The sequence below is a fragment of the Nocardiopsis yanglingensis genome (assembly GCF_045809185.1).
Lineage (GTDB): Bacteria > Pseudomonadota > Gammaproteobacteria > Xanthomonadales > Xanthomonadaceae > Stenotrophomonas > Stenotrophomonas yanglingensis.
Genome location: NZ_JBJNRH010000001.1, coordinates 566722 through 586635, shown reverse-complemented (window position 1 = coordinate 586635; position 19914 = coordinate 566722). Strand labels below are relative to the sequence as shown.

General features: G+C 66.9%; 24 protein-coding genes and 1 tRNA gene. 17 read left to right on the top strand and 8 right to left on the bottom strand.

What is annotated here, in order from left to right; genetic code table 11:
• Positions 1–49: 49 nt before the first annotated feature.
• A complete protein-coding gene (locus tag ACJ7C5_RS02790; protein ID WP_412702996.1) occupies positions 50–1618 on the top strand; it encodes a winged helix-turn-helix domain-containing protein in 1569 nt (522 codons plus the stop codon).
• Here the strand turns inward: ACJ7C5_RS02790 and ACJ7C5_RS02785 are convergent.
• Both ACJ7C5_RS02785 and ACJ7C5_RS02780 read right to left on the bottom strand, forming a co-directional pair.
• A complete protein-coding gene (locus tag ACJ7C5_RS02785; protein ID WP_412702995.1) occupies positions 1587–2651 on the bottom strand; it encodes a serine hydrolase domain-containing protein in 1065 nt (354 codons plus the stop codon). The genes ACJ7C5_RS02790 and ACJ7C5_RS02785 overlap by 32 nt on opposite strands.
• A gap of 176 nt (positions 2652–2827) precedes the next feature.
• Positions 2828–3814: a tetratricopeptide repeat protein gene (locus ACJ7C5_RS02780; RefSeq protein ID WP_412702994.1), complete on the bottom strand. Its 987-nt coding sequence runs from the start codon at positions 3812–3814 to the stop codon at positions 2828–2830.
• A 215-nt stretch (positions 3815–4029) separates the two neighbouring features.
• Here ACJ7C5_RS02780 and ACJ7C5_RS02775 point away from each other — a divergent pair, with 215 nt between their 5' ends.
• Positions 4030–5220, top strand: coding sequence for a glycoside hydrolase family 18 protein (locus tag ACJ7C5_RS02775; RefSeq protein WP_412702993.1), 1191 nt, complete (start codon positions 4030–4032; stop codon positions 5218–5220).
• A gap of 90 nt (positions 5221–5310) precedes the next feature.
• Positions 5311–5712, top strand: coding sequence for a VOC family protein (locus ACJ7C5_RS02770; protein WP_097048976.1), 402 nt, complete (start codon positions 5311–5313; stop codon positions 5710–5712).
• A gap of 24 nt (positions 5713–5736) precedes the next feature.
• Here ACJ7C5_RS02770 and ACJ7C5_RS02765 read toward each other — a convergent pair whose 3' ends face one another.
• From ACJ7C5_RS02765 to ACJ7C5_RS02755, 3 genes are read right to left on the bottom strand one after another with little or no spacing between them, the layout of a single operon-like run.
• Entirely contained in the window at positions 5737–7296 is a 1560-nt protein-coding gene (locus ACJ7C5_RS02765) for a PepSY-associated TM helix domain-containing protein (protein ID WP_412702992.1), read from the bottom strand.
• A 10-nt stretch (positions 7297–7306) separates the two neighbouring features.
• The gene (locus ACJ7C5_RS02760) at positions 7307–7570 is read right to left on the bottom strand and encodes a hypothetical protein (protein WP_046983965.1); all 264 of its coding nucleotides are present in this window, start codon (positions 7568–7570) and stop codon (positions 7307–7309) included.
• On the bottom strand, positions 7570–7866 hold the full coding sequence (locus ACJ7C5_RS02755) for a hypothetical protein (protein ID WP_005410439.1): 297 nt from the start codon (positions 7864–7866) through the stop codon (positions 7570–7572). Before ACJ7C5_RS02755 ends, ACJ7C5_RS02760 begins: the two co-directional genes overlap by 1 nt.
• A 427-nt stretch (positions 7867–8293) precedes the next feature.
• Between ACJ7C5_RS02755 and thrS the strand changes: the two genes are divergently transcribed.
• The 11 genes from thrS to ACJ7C5_RS02700 all read left to right on the top strand — a co-directional run bounded on the left by thrS (position 8294) and on the right by ACJ7C5_RS02700 (position 16740).
• On the top strand, positions 8294–10195 hold the full coding sequence (gene thrS, locus ACJ7C5_RS02750) for a threonine--tRNA ligase (RefSeq protein ID WP_093999847.1): 1902 nt from the start codon (positions 8294–8296) through the stop codon (positions 10193–10195).
• Between the two features lie 48 nt (positions 10196–10243).
• Positions 10244–10786 carry a translation initiation factor IF-3 gene (gene infC / locus ACJ7C5_RS02745; RefSeq protein WP_005410437.1) on the top strand — a complete coding sequence of 181 codons (543 nt, stop codon included), beginning with the start codon at positions 10244–10246 and terminating at the stop codon, positions 10784–10786.
• A 266-nt stretch (positions 10787–11052) separates the two neighbouring features.
• Entirely contained in the window at positions 11053–11250 is a 198-nt protein-coding gene (gene rpmI / locus ACJ7C5_RS02740; RefSeq protein WP_005410436.1) for a 50S ribosomal protein L35, read from the top strand.
• Positions 11251–11261: 11 nt separating this feature from the next.
• A complete protein-coding gene (gene rplT / locus ACJ7C5_RS02735) occupies positions 11262–11621 on the top strand; it encodes a 50S ribosomal protein L20 (protein WP_006380762.1) in 360 nt (119 codons plus the stop codon).
• Positions 11622–11814: 193 nt separating this feature from the next.
• Complete coding sequence (locus ACJ7C5_RS02730) at positions 11815–12810, top strand: phenylalanine--tRNA ligase subunit alpha (RefSeq protein WP_014037935.1); 996 nt, start codon at positions 11815–11817, stop codon at positions 12808–12810.
• Positions 12811–12893: 83 nt separating this feature from the next.
• Positions 12894–15275: a phenylalanine--tRNA ligase subunit beta gene (gene pheT, locus ACJ7C5_RS02725; protein ID WP_412702991.1), complete on the top strand. Its 2382-nt coding sequence runs from the start codon at positions 12894–12896 to the stop codon at positions 15273–15275.
• Between the two features lie 27 nt (positions 15276–15302).
• Positions 15303–15602, top strand: coding sequence for an integration host factor subunit alpha (locus ACJ7C5_RS02720; protein ID WP_005410432.1), 300 nt, complete (start codon positions 15303–15305; stop codon positions 15600–15602).
• Positions 15583–15939: a MerR family transcriptional regulator gene (locus tag ACJ7C5_RS02715; protein ID WP_005410431.1), complete on the top strand. Its 357-nt coding sequence runs from the start codon at positions 15583–15585 to the stop codon at positions 15937–15939. Before ACJ7C5_RS02720 ends, ACJ7C5_RS02715 begins: the two co-directional genes overlap by 20 nt.
• A gap of 68 nt (positions 15940–16007) precedes the next feature.
• Positions 16008–16084, top strand: a tRNA-Pro gene (locus tag ACJ7C5_RS02710).
• A gap of 117 nt (positions 16085–16201) precedes the next feature.
• Positions 16202–16402 (top strand): hypothetical protein, encoded by a 201-nt coding sequence (locus ACJ7C5_RS02705; protein WP_093999848.1) that lies wholly within the window; start codon positions 16202–16204, stop codon positions 16400–16402.
• Positions 16399–16740 carry a low molecular weight protein tyrosine phosphatase family protein gene (locus tag ACJ7C5_RS02700; RefSeq protein ID WP_412702990.1) on the top strand — a complete coding sequence of 114 codons (342 nt, stop codon included), beginning with the start codon at positions 16399–16401 and terminating at the stop codon, positions 16738–16740. The genes ACJ7C5_RS02705 and ACJ7C5_RS02700 overlap by 4 nt, the downstream gene beginning before the upstream one ends.
• Here the strand turns inward: ACJ7C5_RS02700 and ACJ7C5_RS02695 are convergent.
• Entirely contained in the window at positions 16719–17156 is a 438-nt protein-coding gene (locus tag ACJ7C5_RS02695; RefSeq protein WP_412702989.1) for a GNAT family N-acetyltransferase, read from the bottom strand. The genes ACJ7C5_RS02700 and ACJ7C5_RS02695 overlap by 22 nt on opposite strands.
• An 85-nt stretch (positions 17157–17241) precedes the next feature.
• Positions 17242–17784: a DUF3011 domain-containing protein gene (locus ACJ7C5_RS02690; protein WP_412702988.1), complete on the bottom strand. Its 543-nt coding sequence runs from the start codon at positions 17782–17784 to the stop codon at positions 17242–17244.
• A gap of 274 nt (positions 17785–18058) precedes the next feature.
• Here ACJ7C5_RS02690 and ACJ7C5_RS02685 point away from each other — a divergent pair, with 274 nt between their 5' ends.
• On the top strand, positions 18059–18421 hold the full coding sequence (locus tag ACJ7C5_RS02685; protein ID WP_412702987.1) for a hypothetical protein: 363 nt from the start codon (positions 18059–18061) through the stop codon (positions 18419–18421).
• A gap of 24 nt (positions 18422–18445) precedes the next feature.
• Here the strand turns inward: ACJ7C5_RS02685 and ACJ7C5_RS02680 are convergent, their stop codons facing one another.
• Positions 18446–19138 (bottom strand): aspartate/glutamate racemase family protein, encoded by a 693-nt coding sequence (locus ACJ7C5_RS02680; protein WP_412702986.1) that lies wholly within the window; start codon positions 19136–19138, stop codon positions 18446–18448.
• Positions 19139–19223: 85 nt separating this feature from the next.
• On the opposite strand from ACJ7C5_RS02680, the gene ACJ7C5_RS02675 reads away from it, so the two are divergent.
• Both ACJ7C5_RS02675 and ACJ7C5_RS02670 read left to right on the top strand, forming a co-directional pair.
• Entirely contained in the window at positions 19224–19535 is a 312-nt protein-coding gene (locus tag ACJ7C5_RS02675) for an ArsR/SmtB family transcription factor (RefSeq protein WP_412702985.1), read from the top strand.
• Positions 19535–19885, top strand: coding sequence for an SRPBCC family protein (locus ACJ7C5_RS02670; RefSeq protein ID WP_014037927.1), 351 nt, complete (start codon positions 19535–19537; stop codon positions 19883–19885). Before ACJ7C5_RS02675 ends, ACJ7C5_RS02670 begins: the two co-directional genes overlap by 1 nt.
• The last annotated feature ends 29 nt before the right edge of the window (positions 19886–19914 follow it).

Below are 19914 nucleotides of genomic sequence, written 5' to 3'. Positions count from 1 at the left end.
CTTTTTCTTTGCCTGTCATCCCGTGCGCTCCAGCCGCTATGCTTCGGCCATGGACACCCTGCGCCTGCTCGACCTGGACATCGATCGCCCGGCGCAGCGCGTCAGTCGCAACGGTGAGGCATTGCCGGTCAGCGGCCTCAGCTGGACCCTGCTGGATGTGCTTGTTGCGCACGGCACCGACGTTGTGGATTTCGACACGCTGGCCGCACGGGTCTGGGCCCCTGCGGTGGTCGGCGAAGATGCGGTCAGCCAGCGGGTGAAGCTGCTGCGCCAGGCCCTCGGCGATGACGGTCGGCGTCCGCGCTACATCCGCTCGGTACGTGGTCGCGGCTACCAGCTGTGCGCGCCGCCACAGCCGGCCAGCGCGTCGCCCACGCGATCATCGCGCGCCCGCAGGCTCGGTTGGGGTGTGGTGGCTGTCGCGGTGTTGGGCATGGCCGCCACACTGTTGCTGTTGCCGCGGTCGACGCCGCAGGTCGCAGAGCAGTCGCTGTTGCAGCGCGCCGATTACTACGCTGGCATCGGCCAGGCCAACAACAACAGCGTGGCCATCACCCTGTACCGGCAGGCCCTGCAGGCTGATCCGGAATCCGTGCCGGCCCGGCGTGGCCTGTCCCGAGCACTGGCTGCACAGGGCTGTCTGTTCAACGGCACGCCCGAGCAGTTGCGCGAAGCACTGGCATTGGCCGAGCAGGAGCGCCAGCGCGCGCCTCGTGATGCTGCTGCGCACGCCCTGTGGGGGTATGCGCAGGACTGCCTGGGCGAGATGCGGCAGGCGATCACCGGCTACAGCCGTGCCATCGAACTCGAGCCCGGCGACGAGCGCAGTCGCGCATCGCTGGCCTACCTGCAGCAGGAGCGCGGCCAGCTCGCCATCGCGCTGCAGGCCAACCTGTCCTTGAAGGCCCCCGAGCGCATCCGCTTCCGTGATGTGCAGGTCGCGCGCGAGCTGGAACTGCTGGGCTTCACCCAGGCCGCTGCGGTTCGCCACGCGCGCAATTTCCAGCTGTTCCCGGACAACGTCTTTTCCAACATCGCCTGGCCGCGCAGCCTGTACCTGGCCGGCGCGCCGCAGCAGGCCAGGCAGGCGCTGGACGAGGCGCTGGCGCGTGGCACGCCGCATCCGCAACTGCTGCGCCTGCAGGGCGAACTGGCGTTGCTGGCCGGCGACGCCGCAGGTGCCGCCGACGCGTTCGAGCGTGGTCGCCAGCTGCGGCCACAGCAGTCGCTGGGCCAGGCCCTGGCGATGTTGCACGGCGCGCGGGCGGCAGACGGCGCGTGGATCGACCAACGCCTGCAGCAGCTCGCTGCCAACGCGGGCGCCGACGACGGCTGGCCTGATGCGGCGCTGGAACGGGCGCTGCTGTTGCAGGCCCGGGGCCATGCAGGCGACGCTGTGGCTGCACTGCAGCAGGCGGTCGATGACGGGTTCCGCGACGTAGCGTGGCTGCGCACCACGCCTCTGTTCGTCTCCCTGCGCAGCGCGCCCGGCTGGCCGGCCCTGCTGCAGCGGCTGGACGCCGACATCGCCCGGCAACGTGCGCAGGTGCTGGCCGCCAGCTGGCGGCCGGACGAGCTGGCCGCGCTCAGTGCAGCGCCGGCAGCAGGAACTCGGTGAGGATCCGTCGCGACTGTGGATGGGCGAAGCTGCGGTTGAACGCCTGGCTGGTGACCACCACGACCACGCGTTGCTCCGGCACCACGAACACATAGTTGCCGCCATTGCCGGACATCGCCCACACCGTGCGCGGTGAACCCTTCACGCCCAGCTTCAGGCCCCACCACTGGTAGCCGTAGTCGCTGCCATCGGAAGTGGTTGCCTGCGCCCGCACCATCGCTTCGATGTAGTCCTTGGGGACCAGCTGGCGGCCCTGCCATCGGCCACCATCAAGCACGAGCTGGCCGAAGCGGGCCAGATCACGGGTGCGGTAGCGGGTGCCGCCGCCGCCCATGCCGATACCCTCCGGCGAACGGTTCCACTGGCTGTGGATGATGCCCAGCGGCCGCTCCAGCACCCGTGCAGCGTAATCGGCCAACGGTTGCCCACTGGCCTGCTCAAGCACCGCGCCCAGTACGAACGGGTTGGCGGTGCAGTAAGCGAACGCGCGCCCGTGCGGGCTGTCCTGCGGCTGTTGCATCCACGGCGCGAAACCCTTCACCGGCAAGCTCAGTGCAAAGTCCAGCCACTTCTCGGTCACGTACATGCGTTCCTCGTGGCCGGCCGAGAACGGGTTCTCGTCATCGCATTCCCACAGGCTGCTCATGGTCAGCAGGTCCTGCACGGTGGTGGCGCGCAGGCGGGGGTCGACCGCGTGCCGGGCGGTGAAGGTTGGAAAGTAGTCGTATACCCGGGCCTGCACGCCGGGCAGGGTGCCATCGCCAATGGCGGCACCGACCAGCAGCGCGGTCACGCCCTTGCTGGCCGATCGCACGTCGTGCAGGGTCTGCGCGTCGGCGCCGTTGAAGTAGCCCTCGTAGACCACCTTGCCATCGACCTGCAGCAGCACGCTGCGGATCTGTTTCAGTTCATCGCTGGCGATGGCCTGCTGCAGGGCCTGCAGACGGGCCGGATCGAGGGGTGTGGCGCGGGCCGCGAAGGGCAGGGTGCAGACCGCGCAGAGCAGGGTGAGGACAGACAGGATCGAACGCATCGTCGGACTCCATCGAAAGGGAACCCGATTGAGCCTGCGTTGCGTCTGAAGTGCTGGAAAGCCGCCTGAAGAATTCTGAAGGCCTTGTGCGGCAGCGCTCTGCGCTTTGCGCCGGTAGGTGTCAACCTTGGTTGACATGCTCTCGAAGGCATCGCTGCAGTCGAGCACGCTCGGCGCTACGAGGCTTCTTCGTCCTCCCCCAGCCACCAGACCTGGCCTGGCTCCGGGCCGCTCACAGGATGCTCGCGCTGTTCGATGGCCTCCAGCACCCGGCCGGGGGCTGCAGCGACCCACACCGCCATGAGCTTTTCCACCGCAGCCCGGCCTTGTGCGGCCACGCCGAGGTCACGTTCGCGTCTCCATTGGTCTTCATCTGGCGCCTCATCACCATGCTGGTGCGGCGTGCCGTAGCTGCAGCGGCGGCACAGCCGGCGCACCGTGGCCGTCCAGTCCTCGACCATGCCGATGCCGGGCAGGGTGATGGCCTCCAGGGCAGTAATGTCATCGGCCGAATCGCACTGCACGAACACGGTGAAGGTTGCCATGTCCGATGGCTGCAGGCGCTGCATTGCATTGAACACCGGCACCTCGTGTTCGCCGTACGTACGGCGGCCGGTCGATGCACCGTCATGCAGCACGATATCGCCGAAGCGGAAGCCGCTTTCGGGCAGCGGTACGTTGTCGATGCGTGCACGCACCGGATCAATGCGGCTCATGTACACCACCTCGGCGTCGGACCATGGCGCCAGGCGCACGCAGGCCACGCCGAAGTGGCCCTCGATCGGGCCCTCGCCTTCGGGCAGGGTGATGCCACAGCGGGTCCACTGGCGTCGTGCTTCGGCCCAGTCCGCCATGCCGGTGGCGGCGATGCCGGCATTCCAGGCAGTGGCGACATCGAATTCCCCACGCAGCTGTTCCGATCGCAGGTTGTCCTGCAGCGAGGCCGGCCAGTCACGCAGGTACTTGTGCGCCAGGCCGCGCATGTAGTGCAGGTAGGGCACCTCCGGAGCGAGTGCGATCAGTTCGCCGAACAGCGTCACCGCCTGCTGCAGGTCGCCCTCGCGGAAGAGGGCGTAGGCGCGTGCCTCCAGTGCCTGGCGTTCGTCGAGGATTTCGTTGTCCAGCAGGTCGCCGTCGTCGAGTGTGTCGTGGTCGGTGCTCATGTCCATGTGCGGTTGAAGATCCGCGGCTACCTTAGCCGATGCATGAGGGCCGGCGTCGGTGCGTGTCCTGCTGCCGTGCATGAGGGTCGTTGCATGACTGCCGTGTTGTCGTCACCCGGCAGGGTGTGCCTGTCCACAGGACGACATGCCGCGACAACCGTCCCACAGCCCCATCGGTTTGCTAACGTGGCTGCGCCTTCGAACCGGGAGTTCCCATGTTCCGCCAGACCCTGGCCGTTCTTGCCGTGCTGATTGCCGGTGCCTTGCCCATTGCCGCGCATGCGGCGCCCGCGCAGCCGCCGATCTTCGGTGCCTACTACCCCGGCGGTTCGGCCGAGCGCTACCCGGTGTCGAGCATTCCCGCCGAGCGCCTCACCCACCTGTTCTACGCGTTCTCCACCATCGAGGACGGCCGCTGCACGGTCGGTGCCGAAGCGCCGAAGAACTTCGCTGCACTGGCTGAACTCAAGAAGGCGCACCCGCACCTGCGCACGCTGATCTCAATTGGCGGGTGGGGCGCAGGTGGTTTCTCCGATGCAGCGCTGACCGAGGCCAGCCGCAAGCACCTGGTGGACTCGTGCATGGCGCTGTTCTTCGATCGTCATGCCGGCAGCTTCGATGGCGTGGATATCGACTGGGAATTCCCGGTCAGCGGTGGGCCGAAGGCGCTGGCGCACCGCCCGCAGGATCGCGCCAACCTGACCAAGCTCGCGCAGGCGTTCCGCGTGGCACTCGACGCGCGCGGCCGCAAGGCGGGGCAGCCGATGCTGCTGACCGCCGCGCTGGCCGCCGGTCGCCTGCAGACCGATGGCCCCTACGATCCAGCGGCGAGCTATGACCTGCCGGCGCTGGCCAAGGTGTTCGATTTCATCAACCTGATGAGCTACGACATGGGCACCGGCTTCTCGGCGGTGTCGACCTTCAACGCCCCGTTGCATGAAGTACCGGCCGATCCGCTGGCACCGGAACTGCGGCGCTGGAACAACGTGGCTGGCGCGGTGCAGTACTACCGCGAGCACGGTGTGCCGGCCGACAAGCTGGTGCTGGGCGTACCGTTCTACGGGCGCGGCTTCAAGGTCACCGGCGATGCACCGGACGGTCTGTATCAGGCCTACAGCGCACCGGCCGATGCCGGCGATTGGCGGGTGATCAAGGCGCGTTATCTCGACCAGCCGGGTTGGACGAAACACTGGCAGCCGCAAGCGCAGAGCCCGTGGCTGTACAACGCCGGGCAGAAGATCTTCATCAGCTATGAAGACCCGCGCTCGATCGGGCTGCGTGCGCAGTTCGCCCGTGAGCAGGGCCTGGCCGGGGTGTTCATGTGGGAGCTGACCGGCGACGACGAACAGGCCAGCCTGCTCAACGCCATGCTGGGCCCCTGGCAGAAGGCGCGCATCGGCGATTGAGCTGCATCAGGCAATGTCCGGCGCAATGCCGCAACGCCAGCGACCCAACCCCGCACAGCATGTCCATGCCCGCAGCGTTACGCTGCGGGCATGATCCATCTCGAACGCCTGGACCATCTGGTCCTCACCGTCGCCGACATCGACCGCAGCTGTGACTTCTACCAGCGCGTGCTCGGCATGCAGGTCGTGCGCTTCGGCGCCGGCCGTACCGCGCTGCAGTTCGGCCAGCAGAAGATCAATCTGCATCCGGCCAGTGCCCCGCTGCAGCCGCATGCGTTGCGACCCACGCCGGGCAGTGCCGATCTGTGTCTGGTCACGCGTACGGCGTCAGTCGATGTGCTGGCCCACCTGCAGGCGCAGTCCGTTTCGGTGGAGGAGGGGCCGGTTGCACGCACCGGAGCGCTGGGACCGATCGAATCGGTGTACTTCCGCGACCCGGATGGCAACCTGATCGAAGTGAGTCGGTACCCGGACCCGGCGGACTTTCGATAGCGCCGGGCCATGCCCGGCGTCGGCTCAATCGGCCCAGACGCTGTTGGGATCGCCGTTGCGGGCGCGGCGTTGGCTGGCCACGGCCAGGCGGGCGAAGCCGAAGGCCATGGCCAGCGCGATGGCATCGACCCAGAACAGCGGCCAGTGGCCACGCGCCGCAGCACGCCACAGCCAGTCGCCATTGAGTGCGCCGTGCAGGATCGGCACCAGCGCGGTGCTGATCGCCGCCGCCCACAGCAGTTCGCGTGCCGCCTGCGCCGGACGTCGCAGCGCGGCCCACAGCGCACAGGCCGCCCAGCTGCCGAAGCAGGCCCAGCGGATGCCGTGGTCGACTGCCGACGGTGCCAGCCGCTCCAGCACCAGCGCGGTGACGAAGGCGACCGAGATCGCCACGCACAGGCCGATGCACACGCCAACCGTGGCCCGCGCCATGTTCACCCCGGCACGCGGCTGCTGCGGCTGGCGGCGCTTGCGCCGCGACTCGATCCACAACAGGTTGCCGGAGTAGAACAGGAAGGCACCGCCGAGGCCGAGCAGGAAGTACAGCCAGACCACCACGCCGTTGCCGAACTCGCCGAAGTGCAGGGCATAGGCCGCGCTGAGCGTGGCGTGGTTGGCGTCGCGCTGGCCGGGCAGCTGCGAGGCCAGGACGTTGCCGGTGGCCACGTCCAGTGCCACCGCGCCGAGCGGGCCGAGCGTTCCGGTGGATTCGCCGGTGATCTCGATGGTGGCGTTGGCATCGCCGGCGTTGGCCAGCTTCAGGTAGGCCGGTTCGAAATTGGCCACGCCCTGTGCGCGGGCCACTTCAAGCGCGCGTGCATGCAGCACGCGCAGGCTGCCCGGCGGTGCCGGGATGCCGCTGGCGTCGCGCACAGGCGCGGTGTCCATTGCGGTCGGTACCGCCTGCAGGGCCTTGCCGTCGTAGATCAGCGGGTTGAGCAGGGCCATCTGCACGAACACCAGGCAGAGCAGGGCGCCAGTGACCGCGAACATCAGGTGGAAGGGCAGGCTGAGCACGCCGATCACGTTGTGCGCGTCCTGCCACAGTTGTTTCAGGTTGCGGCCCGGACGCAGTGCGAACAGATCACCGAACAGCTTCGGCAGGTGGATCACCAGCCCGCTCAGCAGCGCCATGCCATACAGCAGGCTGACGATGCCCATCACGTAGATGCCGGCCACCGGCAGGCCGAGGCTGTAGTGCAGTTCGTTGACCAGTTCAGCCAGCCCGGTCTGTGGCGGTGTGGGGCTGCCGTCGATCTGTCCCGGCCAGGCATAGCGCCAGCTGCCATCATCGGCCTGCCAGTACGCAAGTGGCTGCGGATGTTCGGCGCCGGGGAAGGTCATGCCGACGTGGCGGCGGGCTTCCGGGTGTGTCGCCAGTACGTCTTCCAGCAGGTACTGCGCGTCGTCCAGCCCGGCCGGCAGCGCGGTGGCCGCGCCCGGGGTCTGCCACAGCGGCAGGTCATGGTGGAACAGGGTCAGCGCACCTGCGTAGAAGGCCACGAACAGGCCGAAGCCGGCGACCAGGCCGACCCAGGTGTGCAGGGTGGTGAATGTGCGCAGCGTCTGTGAGCTGAACTTCATGGGGTGGGTCTCATTGCACCGCGCCGGTGAGGCGCAGCAGCCCGAGCGCGGCAAAGCCGACGGCGGCACTGCCGGCCAGCACCAGCCAGGCGCGCAGCGCGCTGCGGAAGCTGAATGCCCACAGGGCGGCCAGCATCCATAGCGGGATGAAAGCGATCAGGGTGGGGACCAGGGCACGCTGCCAGGGGCCGGGCGGCAGCCACGCCAGCAGGCCGGTTACAGCAGCTGCCAGGAAGAAGCCGGCAACAATGCCGGCGAAGGCGCGCGGCCACATCAGGGCGACTCCGTGCCGGGGCGGTGCCAGGCGGCCAGCGCCGGCAGCAGCATCGCCGCCAGCATCCAGGTGCACAGCATGGCCACCAGGCCGGCGGCAAAGCCGAGCTCGGCCATCCACAGCCACAGCGCGGCAGCCGCGGCGACCAGTCCAATCTGGCGACCGAGGCGGCCGGCGCGGCGCAGGCGTGGCCAGCGGCAGTGCGGCGAGGCGGCATAGAAGGCCAGCGCCGAGAACATCGCTGCCAGCATGCCCAGGCTGCAGAAGCCGAGCGTGGAAAGGCCGACGGTGATCATCGCGGGCGGCCAGCGTAGCAGCGGGCCGGCGAACGCGGGACACGGGCGGGGCCGGCGGGAGCCGGTCGGAGCGGGTGGCGCATCACGGGGTCCTGGGGGAAGCGGGCAGGCTGGCACGAGGCGCCTGCGCCGACATGGTAATCATTGCGATTTCACGCCGCCAGCGAGACCCATTCAGGGGACCGTACGGTGGGCCTTGGGCTTTCCCGTGCACTGGTTTAAGATCATCGCAGAACCCTGACTGGAACAAGGTGGCCCGCGCCCAGCGCCGGCCGAGCGTGCGACATGAGCACTACCACCGCCTACTGTTGACCTGCCCCCGAAGGCCCTGTGTTCCAGGCGCCCTCGCGGCGCTTTTTTATTGCCCGGGCGCCGCCCCGGGAACGCTTTCCAGCCCGCCCCGCGGGCCCCGCACGAAGCCACTGCGATGATCAACATTACTCTTCCCGACGGCAGCCGCCGCGAATTCGAAAACCCCGTCAGCGTCATGGACGTTGCCCAGTCGATCGGCGCCGGCCTGGCCAAGGCCACCATCGCCGGTTCGGTCGATGGCGTGCTGGTCGATGCCAGCGACGTCATCGACCACGATGCCAGCCTGCGCATCATCACCGCCAAGGACGAGGAGGGTGTGGAGATCATCCGCCACTCCTGCGCCCACCTGGTCGGCCACGCCGTCAAGCAGCTGTACCCGGACGTGAAGATGGTGATCGGCCCGGTGATCGCCGAGGGCTTCTATTACGACATCTACTCCGAGCGCCCGTTCACCCCGGACGACATGGCGGCGATCGAGAAGCGCATGGGTGAACTGATCGCCCAGGACTACGACGTCATCAAGAAGGTGACGCCGCGCGCTGAAGTGATCGAGATCTTCAAGGCCCGTGGCGAGGACTACAAGCTGCGCCTGATCGAGGACATGTCCGACGACATCCAGGCGATGGGCATGTATTACCACCAGGAATACGTGGACATGTGCCGCGGCCCGCACGTGCCGAACACGCGCTTCCTGAAGGCCTTCAAGCTGACCCGCATCTCCGGCGCCTACTGGCGCGGCGACGCGCAGAACGAGCAGCTGCAGCGCATCTACGGCACCGCCTGGGCCGACAAGAAGCAGCTCGAGGCGTACATCAAGCGCATCGAAGAAGCCGAGATGCGCGACCACCGCCGCATCGGCAAGCAGCAGGACCTGTTCCACCTGCAGGAAGAAGCGCCGGGCCTGGTGTTCTGGCACCCCAAGGGCTGGGCGCTGTGGCAGGTGGTCGAGCAGTACATGCGCAAGGTGTACCGCAAGACCGGCTACGGCGAAGTGCGCTGCCCGCAGATCCTGGACGTGAGCCTGTGGCAGAAATCCGGCCACTGGGACAACTACCAGGACGCGATGTTCTTCACCGAATCGGAGAAGCGCACCTACGCGCTCAAGCCGATGAACTGCCCGGGCCACGTGCAGGTGTTCAACCAGGGCCTGCACAGCTACCGCGACCTGCCGATCCGCTATGGTGAGTTCGGTGCCTGCCATCGCAACGAGCCGTCCGGCGCGCTGCACGGCATCCTGCGCGTGCGTGGTTTCACCCAGGACGACGGCCACGTGTTCTGCACGGAAAACCAGGTCGAGGCGGAAGTGACCGCGTTCCACCAGCAGGCGCTGGCGGTCTACCAGCACTTCGGCTTCGATGAGATCCAGGTCAAGATCGCCCTGCGTCCGGAATCGCGCCTGGGCGATGACGCCACCTGGGACAAGGCCGAGGGCGCGCTGCGCTCGGCACTGTCCAGCAATGGGGTGGAGTGGCAGGAGCTGCCGGGTGAGGGCGCCTTCTACGGCCCGAAGATCGAGTACCACCTGAAGGACGCGATCGGCCGTACCTGGCAGCTGGGCACCATGCAGGTCGACTTCATGATGCCGGGCCGTCTGGGCGCCGAGTACGTGGATGAGAACAGCCAGAAGAAGCACCCGGTCATGCTGCATCGCGCCATCGTGGGCTCGATGGAGCGCTTCCTGGGCATCCTGATCGAGCACCATGCCGGCCAGTTCCCGACCTGGCTGGCGCCGACCCAGGTGGTGGTGGCCAACATCACCGACGCCCAGGCCGAGTACGTCTCGGGCGTGACCAAAACCCTTGCGGAGCAAGGCTTCCGCGTCAGCTCGGATTTGCGTAACGAGAAGATCGGCTATAAAATCCGCGAGCATACGTTGCAGCGCGTGCCCTACCTGCTGGTCATTGGTGACCGCGAGAAGGAAAATGGGGCTGTGGCGGTGCGTACGCGTTCTGGCGAAGACCTGGGCAGCATGAGCCTGCAGGCCTTCATCGAGCGGCTCCAGGCCGAGGGCGCGTAAGCAAAGGTCCGGTCCGGGGGCACAGGCACCCGGACCGGTTCGATACCCTTGGGAGAACGTAATATCAGCACCCCTGACAACAAACAGAACCGCAAGAATCAGGAAATCCGTGTGCCGCGCGTCCGCGTGATCGGCAGTGACGGAGAAATGATCGGCGTGTTGTCGCGCGACGAAGCGCTGTCCATGGCCGAAGATGAAGGCCTGGACCTGGTCGAAATCCAGCCGCAGGCCGATCCGCCGGTCTGCAAGATCATGGACTTCGGCAAGTTCAAGTTCGAAGCGCAGAAGAAGGCCAGCGAGGCCAAGAAGAAGACCAAGCAGGTCGAGATCAAGGAAGTGAAGTTCCGTCCGGTCACGGACGAGGGCGACTACCAGATCAAGCTGCGCAAGATGCGCGGGTTCCTCGAGGATGGTGACAAGATCAAGGTCAACATCCGTTTCCGTGGCCGTGAAATGAGCCACCAGGAACTGGGCCGCGAAATGGCCAACCGGATCGAGACCGATCTGGGCGAGGACATCGTCATTGAATCCCGTCCGCGCCTGGAAGGGCGTCAGATGGTCATGATGATCGCGCCGAAGAAGAAGACCTGAGGCCTGACGGGCCGCCTTCCGGGGCGCCTGGCTGAATGGTTCAGGGTAGAGGGACGCCATTGGCGTCCCTTTGCTTTTTCAGGAAGCCGGTGAATTGCCGGCGAAAGGGTTGCAGGGGCTGGTGGCAGGGCGGTTTTGCCTGTATCATGCCCGGCTCGACCCACCCAGGACGGGTCGTACGCCGATCATGGCAGGACGGAAAGAGCGGCTCAGGCCGCCGCCAGATCAGTCAGAAACCAGGGTCATATCCCATCAAGGACATTGCAATGCCCAAGATCAAGACCAACCGGGCAGCGGCCAAGCGTTTCCGCAAGACCGCCTCGGGCAAGTACAAGTGCGGCCACGCCAACCGTAGCCACATCCTCACGAAGAAAGCGACCAAGCGTAAGCGTAATCTGCGTCAGACGGGCCATGTCCGTGCAGAAGACGCAGGCCGTCTGGACCGCATGCTCCCTTACCTCTGAGGAACTGAAAAATGGCACGAGTTAAGCGTGGCGTACAGGCGCGTCGCCGCCACAAGAAGATTCTGGATCTCGCCAAGGGCTATTACAACGCCCGTCGCAAGGTCTTCCGCGTCGCCAAGCAGGCGGTCATCAAGGCACAGCAGTACGCCTACATCGGCCGTAAGCAGAAGAAGCGCAACTTCCGTTCGCTGTGGATCACCCGTATCAATGCGGCTGCCCGCATCAACGGCCTGAGCTACAGCCGCTTCATGAACGGTCTGCTGAAGGCCGGCATCACCCTGGATCGCAAGGTCCTGGCTGACATCGCCGTGCACGACGCAGCCGGCTTTACCGCGCTGGCCGAAAAGGCCAAGGGCGCGCTGGCGGCATAAGTCCTTCCCGATGCCGTAACCGTTCACTCGGAACGGTGTCAGGTCAAGGCAATGCATGGGGAAGGGCGCAAGTCCTTCCCCATTCTTTTTTGGGTCCCGGCGAGGCCATGACGGCAGCGCGGGGACGGCGGTGGCGACAGGGGTCGGCCCTTCGCGCATCGCGATGGCAGATCGACTGGAGTTCCGGCCCCCCATGAGCGACATCCAATCCCTCACCACCCAGGCGCTGGCCGATGTGGCCGCCGCACAGAGCCCCGACGTGCTGGAACAGCTGCGCGTGGCCCTGCTTGGCAAGAGTGGCAGCATCACCTCGCAGCTCAAGCAGCTCGGCGCCCTGCCGGCCGACGAGCGCAAGGCCGCCGGTGAAGCGATCAACCAGGCCCGCGACGCGCTGACCCGCGCACTGGGCGAGCGCAAGGCGCTGCTGGAAGACGCGGCACTGGATGCGCGCCTGGCCGCCGAAACCATCGACATCACCCTGCCGGGCCGCAACGGCGATCGTGCCGGCCTGCATCCGATCACCCGCACCCTGGAGCGCATCACCGGCATCTTCGGCCGGCTGGGCTACGAGCTGTCGGAAGGTCCGGAGATCGAGGACGACTGGCACAACTTCGAGGCGCTGAACTTCCCGCCGCACCACCCGGCGCGCGCCATGCACGACACCTTCTACTTCGGCGACGGCCGCCTGCTGCGCACGCATACCTCGGGTGTGCAGGTGCGCTACATGGGCGACCACGCGCCGCCGCTGCGCATGATCGCCGCCGGCAAGGTGTACCGCAGCGACAGCGACCAGACCCATTCGCCGATGTTCCATCAGGTGGAAGGCCTGCTGGTGGACGAGCATTCGACCTTCGCCGACCTGAAGGGCACGCTGGCCGAGTTCGTGCGTGCGTTCTTCGAGCGCGACTTCGAGATGCGTTTCCGTCCCAGCTACTTCCCGTTCGTTGAACCGGGTGCGGAAGTGGACATCGCCTGGCAGCAGCCCGATGGCAGCACCCGCTGGCTGGAAGTGCTCGGCTGCGGCATGGTTCATCCGAACGTGCTGCGCAACGTCGGCATCGATCCGGAGCGCTACACCGGCTTTGCCTTCGGCATGGGCGTGGAGCGCTTCGCGATGCTGCGTTACGGCGTCAACGATCTGCGCGCGTTCTTCGAGAACGATGTGCGCTTCCTGAAGCAGTTCGCGTAACGCACTAGGTAGCGCCGGGCCATGCCCGGCGGACTCAACAACGCAGGCCCAGGCGCATGCGCCGGGCCCACCAGGGTGACACCATGAAATTCTCCGAAAACTGGCTGCGCAGCCACGTCCCGACCTCCGCCTCGCGCGATGAACTGAGCGCGGTGCTGACCGCCATCGGCCTGGAAGTGGAAGAAGTGACCGCGCTGGGCGAAGGCCTCGATCACGTGGTCGTGGCACGCATCGTCGACGCCGTACGCCATCCGGAAGCCGACCGCCTGCAGGTGTGCAAGGTCGATGCCGGGCAGGGCGAGCTGCTGCAGATCGTCTGTGGCGCGCCGAACGCGCGCCCAGGCCTGGTCGCGCCGCTGGCGATGGTCGGTGCGCAGATCGGCGAGCTGAAGATCAAGCCGGCCAAGCTGCGCGGCGTCGAGTCCAACGGCATGTTGTGCTCGGCCAAGGAGCTGGGCCTGGACAACGATGCTTCCGGCCTGCTGGAACTGCCGGACGACGCACCGGTCGGCCAGTCCCTGGTCGAGTATCTGGGGCTGCCGGACGCCAGCATCGAGATCAAGCTGACCCCGAACCGCGCCGACTGCTTCAGCCTGCGCGGCATCGCTTACGACGTCGCCGCCGCCACCCGCAGCGAAGTGCTGGACTTCGCCGCCGACGCCATTGTGGCGGTCGGCAGCCGTGAGCTGAGCATCCAGCTCGACGCCGGCGCCGAAGCGCCGCGTTACCTGGGCCGCGTCATCGAAGGCGTCAACGCCGCTGCCAAGACCCCGCTGTGGATGGCCGAGCGCCTGCGCCGCAGTGGCGTGCGCCCGGTCTCGCTGCTGGTCGACATCACCCAGTACGTGATGCTGGAACTGGGCCAGCCGATGCACGCCTACGACCTCGGCACCCTGCAGGGCAGCATCGCTGTGCGCCGTTCGCGCGCTGGCGAGAGCCTGAAGCTGCTGGACGGCCGCGATGCTGCGCTGGACGACAGCTTCCTGGTGGTCACCGACGCTGACCGTGCGGTCGGCCTGGCCGGCCTGATGGGCGGCTTCGATACCCGCGTCACCGACGCCACCACCGCCGTGTTCCTGGAAGCCGCGCACTTCGCGCCGGCCGCGATCATGGGCCGTGGCCGCAAGCTGGGCCTGCACACCGATGCCGGCCACCGCTTTGAGCGCGGCGTTGATCCGGCGCTGCCGCGTACCGCAATCGAGTACGCCACCCGCCTGGTGCTGGACCTGGCTGGGGGTACCCCGGCGCCGGTCACCGAGGCCGTGCGTGAAGCCGATCTGCCGCAGCCGGCAACCATCATGCTGCGCCGCGCCCGCATCACACGCGTGCTCGGCATCACCATCGAGGATGCAGAAGTCGAGCGCATCCTGCGCGCGCTGGGCATGGACGTGGTCGCCACCGCCGACGGCTGGCAGGTGGTCGCGCCGAGCCGCCGCTTCGACATCGCCATTGAAGAAGACCTGATCGAGGAGCTGGCCCGCATCCACGGTTACGAGCAGATCCCGACCACGCTGCCGGGTGGTGCCTCGCGAGTGGCGATGCCGAGCGAGACCCAGCTGGACGCGCTGAGCGTGCGCCGCCAGCTGATCGCCCGCGACCAGCAGGAAACCGTGAATTTCGCCTTCGTCGACGACGCGCTGCTGACCCAGTGGCAGCTGCGCGACGGCCTGGTGCCGCTGGCCAACCCGCTGTCGGCCGAACTGGCAGTGATGCGCCCGTCGCTGCTGCCGGGCCTGGTGGCCACGTTGGGCCGCAACGCTGCCCGCCAGATCAGCCGCGTGCGCCTGTTCGAGCTGGGCCGCGTGTTCGCCCAGCAGGCCGGAGACGGCCAACCGGCGCCGCTGGAGACCCCGCGCGTGGCCGCTGCGGTCTGTGGTGACGCGCAGGCGGTGCAGTGGGGCCTGCCGACCCGCAAGGTCGATTTCCATGACCTGAAGGGCGACTTGGAATCGCTGGCGGCCGCCAGTGGCGCGCAGCTGGAGTTCCGCCCGTCGGCCCGTGCCTACGGCCACCCGGCGCGCTCGGCCGAGGTGTTCCGCGATGGCGTGGCGATCGGCTGGATCGGCCAGATCCACCCGCGCCTGGCCAAGGCGATGGAGATCGAAGCCGACGTCTATGCCTTCGAGCTGGACCTGGAGCCGCTGACCGCCCGTCGCCTGCCGCGTGCCGGCGAGCTGTCGCGCTTCCCGGCGGTGCGTCGCGACCTGGCATTCCTGGTGCCTGAACAGGTGGCCTGGGCCGACCTCGCGGCCACCGTCCGCCAGGCCGCCGGCCCGCTGCTGCGCGACCTGAACCTGTTCGACCGTTACGTCGGCCAGGGCGTCGAGCCGGGATTCAAGAGTCTCGCTATGGGCTTGATTTTGCAGGACAAGTCGCGCACTCTGACGGACCGCGACGTGGATGCGGTGGTGGCTGAGGCGGTCACTGCCATCGAGCGTGAACATCACGCCCGGATCCGCGGCTGAGCGGGCAGCACTCGGGGGTAGCAGGCAATGGCATTGACCAAGGCGGAGATGGCGGAAAAGCTGTTCGACGAAGTCGGTCTGAACAAGCGGGAAGCCAAGGAATTCGTCGACGCGTTTTTCGATGTGCTGCGTGAAGCATTGGAACAGGGACGTCAGGTGAAGCTGTCGGGCTTCGGTAATTTCGATCTGCGGCGCAAGAACCAGCGCCCGGGTCGCAACCCCAAGACCGGCGAGGAAATTCCGATTTCCGCCCGTACGGTGGTCACCTTCCGTCCGGGCCAGAAGCTCAAGGAGAGGGTGGAAGCTTATGCTGGATCCGGGCAGTAACCGCGAACTACCGCCGATCCCGGCCAAGCGCTACTTCACCATTGGTGAGGTAAGCGAGCTGTGCGACGTCAAGCCGCACGTCCTGCGCTACTGGGAAACCGAGTTTCCCAGCCTTGAGCCGGCCAAGCGCCGAGGCAACCGCCGCTATTACCAGCGCCATGACGTGCTGATGGTGCGGCAGATCCGCAGCCTGCTGTACGAACAGGGCTACACCATCGGTGGTGCACGCCTGCGTCTGGACGGCCCCGATGCCCGCGAGGAATCGGCGCTGAGCAACCAGATCATCAAGCAGGTGCGCATGGAGCTGGAGGAAGTGCTGCAGTTGTTGCGCCGCTGATCCCATTTCCATCGTAATCCGCTATACTTCACGGCCCGCCGCACTGGCGGGCACATCGCAGCATCAGTCGGGGCGTAGCGCAGCCTGGTAGCGCATCTGCCTGGGGGGCAGAGGGTCGTCGGTTCGAATCCGGCCGTCCCGACCACTGTGATGAATCAAGAAGCCTGCGCAGCAATGCGTGGGCTTTTTTGTACGTGCGGTGTATGCTGCGCGCCACTCGTATTACCGCGGCTGCTGAACCCGGTACTCACGAGAACACATCATGGAATCTGCAAGAAACCGTGCCTGGCGTCGCAGCCAGGCACGCAACCGTGGTGGCGACCGCGCCACGACCGCCTACAGCTACAAGCCCGAGAAGAACTGGAAGCTGCTGTATACGCGCGATGCCAAGCTCGCGCGCGCACGCCAGCTGGGCTTCACCTATCCGGTCCTCAGCCCTCGCCAACTGCAGGAACAGGAATGATCAACCTGCTGTTCGTCTGCAGCCGCAACCAGCTGCGCAGCCCGACCGCCGAAGCCATGTGGCGGCGGCGGTCCGGCTTCAACGCGCTGTCGGCCGGCACCAGCCCGAATGCACGACGCCCCATCGGCCCGGCGGACATCCGCTGGGCCGATGCCATCTTCGTGATGGAGGCCAAGCACCAGCATCGCCTGCAGGCCGCGTACGCGCGCCTGCTGGAACACAAGCGCCTGCATTGCCTCGATATTCCCGACGACTATCGCTGCATGGATCCCGTGCTGATGGATCTGCTGGAAACCAAGGTGACAGCGTATCTCGATCAGCTGCCGGCAAAGCGGTAGATCAGCTCCGGGTCACCGTCATCCAGTCCATGCACGATGCCGCTGTCGATGAAGCCCGATGCAACGAGCAGGCGCTGCATGGCGATGTTGGAGACATTGGTCGAGGTGAACAGCTTGCGTTGTCCACGTTGTGCGATCGCGTGCCGCAGCAGTGCGGCGCCGACGCCCTTGCTGCGTTGCTCGCGCGCGACCATCAGCATTTCGACGAAGACTTCGCCGAAGAAGTGCTCATGGAGGGTCATGTAGCCGACGATCTCGCGCTCCTGTTCGGCAACATGCACGTTGCCCTGCGCCAACCACTCGCCGATCTGTTCCGCCCGTCGAGGGTCGCTTGCCGCCACGCTGTCGAGTGCGATCAGCGCAGAGGCATCGGTTGGCGTCGCGTCGCGGACGCGCAGCGCGGTCGCAGCGGGCATGATCGGGCTCCTGACAGTAGGGCCCAGTCTATCGGCTCTGCCGCAGGCGCAGTCGCACCCGCCGCAGCCAGCGCGTGCTCGGCAGTCAATACACCCGGAACTCGGCACGGCAGCCGTCGCTGACCCAGATCCCGCGTCGGTCCCAGCCCCAGTTCTGGTCCTCGATGCAGGCCGTCACCGATTTCTGCTTGACCAGGCGCACCTCGTGGCGCACACGGATACGGCATTCCTTGTCCCTCTTTTCGTAGGACTCGCAGACCAGGCGCTCGCCATCATCGTCACGGTCCCTGCCGCGGCCCGGCCAGCGTCCGCGCCCATAGCCGTCGGCGACGAACTCGGCGCGGCAGCCGTCGGTCACCCACAACGTGCGGCGGCTCTGGCCCCAGTTCTGGTTCTCCACGCAGCGGGTGACCGACAGTTGCCTGGCCAGGCGCATCGGGCCCTCGATGGGGCATTGCTCGGTCTTGTTGAACTGGGATTCGCAGCGCAGCGCTGGAATGTGATCAGTGTCGTAGTCCTGGGCGGCCACGGCGGTGGCGGCCAGCAGCAGGGCAAGGGCGGCAGCGGTGATCGGCAGCAGCAGGGCAAGGGCGGCAGCGGTGATCGGCAGCAGCGGGCGAAGGGTCATGGGGGCCTCGGGCGGGGATTCGGGCGGCAAGAATGACCCAGCACGGGGCCGTCGGAACGCATCGTTCCGGAAGTGGCTCAGTAGGGATTTAGTAGTGCGCACGGGCCCATGCAGAGGCTTACATCCCGTATCATCGCTGCACATCCGATCGCATCGGTTTACACCTTCTTACATGTCTTCCACGCCTGTCAGCGCAGCCTGTGGCTGCCGTCACTGGTGTGCGGGCGGCCTGTGGGGGAGGATGCGCGGACCACGACGACCACAGGGGGTTGCGTTGATCAGCAGTACCGTCATTCATCGCTCGGCCGACGCAGGCGGCGCCGAGGTGCGGGTCCTGGACACCACGTTCAAGGGCAAGCATGTGTTCATTGCCTGGGGCCTGCGCGGGCCGGAACTGACCCGTAGCGCGGACCCGGCTGCGACCGTGGCCGCCCGCAAGGCGCTGCACGCGGTTGCCGGCCACAGCGAAGGGCCGCGCAGCCCGGAAGTGTTCATCGCCAACCAGTCGGCGGTGGCGATCACGGTCTACCGGCTGCTTACCGAAGCGCGCTCCGGCGATGCCATCTTCTTCCTGTGTGATTCGCAGGCGGTGGTCGAGTGGCTGATCACCGCGCTGGAACTGCAGGGCGCGGACTGATTCCGCGCTGCATCGAAGGCAGGATCAGGCCAGTGCTGCGTCTACCGCAGCCTGCGCATGCAGGGCAGTGGTATCGAACAGCGGCACTGCACTGTCCTCCGGGCGTACCAGCAGCATGATCTCGGTGCAGCCAAGAATGATCGCTTCGGCACCGCGCGCCACCAGTCGCGCGATCACGCCGGCATAGACCTGCCGTGAGTGCTCGCTGACCACGCCGGCAATCAGCTCCTGGTAGATGATGTCGTGCACGCTGCGCTGGTCATCGGCATCGGGCACCAGCACCTCGAGGCCGAAGCGATCCTGAAGCCGGCCGCGGTAGAAGTCCTGCTCCATGGTGAAGGCGGTGCCGAGCAGGCCCACCTTGCGTGCGCCTGCCTGCACGATGGCCTGGGCGGTGGGGTCGGCGATATGCAGCAGCGGCAGTGGGCAGGCCGCCTCGATGCGGTCAGCCAGCTTGTGCATGGTGTTGGTGCAGACCAGCAGCAGATCGGCGCCACCGGCCTGCAGGCGCCGTGCGGCGTCAACCATGTGGTCGCCCAGCGCATCCCAGTCGCCGTCATGCTGCAGCTGCTTGATCGGGGCGAAGTCCACCGACCACAGCAGCAGCTGCGCCGAATGTGCACCACCGAGGCGCTGCCGCACGTCCTCGTTGATGAGCCGGTAGTACTGGGCCGAGCTTTCCCAGCTCATGCCGCCGATCAGGCCAAGGGTCTTCATGCACAGCTCCATGCCAGGAGCCCTCATTGCAGCACAGCCGATGCGGGAGTTGCACTACACATTAGTGATTGCTAATGTGTTGGTCATGATCGAGAACGCCCTCTTCAAAGCGCTGGCCGACCCTACCCGCCGCCACATCTTCGAAAAGCTGGCCGAGGGCGGGCAGCATGCCAGCGCGCTGCGCAAGGGCATGGCGATCAGCCAGTCTGCGATGTCCCAGCACCTGGCGGTGCTGCGCGATGCCGGGCTGGTGAGCGAACAGCGCCAAGGCCGTTTCGTCCACTACGAGGTCGATCCGCGCGGGCTGGCGCACATCGGCAACTGGCTGCAGCGCTACCGGGCCTACTGGCCCGCGCGGATGGATGCCTTGCAGGATCTGCTGAAGGAGATGGACTGATGGACGATGTTCTGAACGAAGCGGCTCCCGCGTTGGTGATGGAGCAGTTGCTGCCAGCGCCACCGGAACGGGTCTGGCGCGCACTGTTCGATCCGGCGCTGCGTGAGCGCTGGTTGCCTGCGGCCGATCTTGCCGATCCGCAGCCTTGCCTGTGCGAGGAGGGGCGGGAGCTGGAGTTCCGCCTGCGCGATGCGCAGCCCCCGCATCTGCACAGCCTGGTGTGTTTCCGACTGCGCGCGGATGACGGTGGGGGGACGGTGCTGACCATCGTGCATCGCCTCACCGACCTGCGCGCGCTGCGGCCGTTGGCCGCCAACGACGATCATCGCACCATGATGCGCGCGGCCTGAGGCGGCGCCTGGATCGAACGCTACAGGGA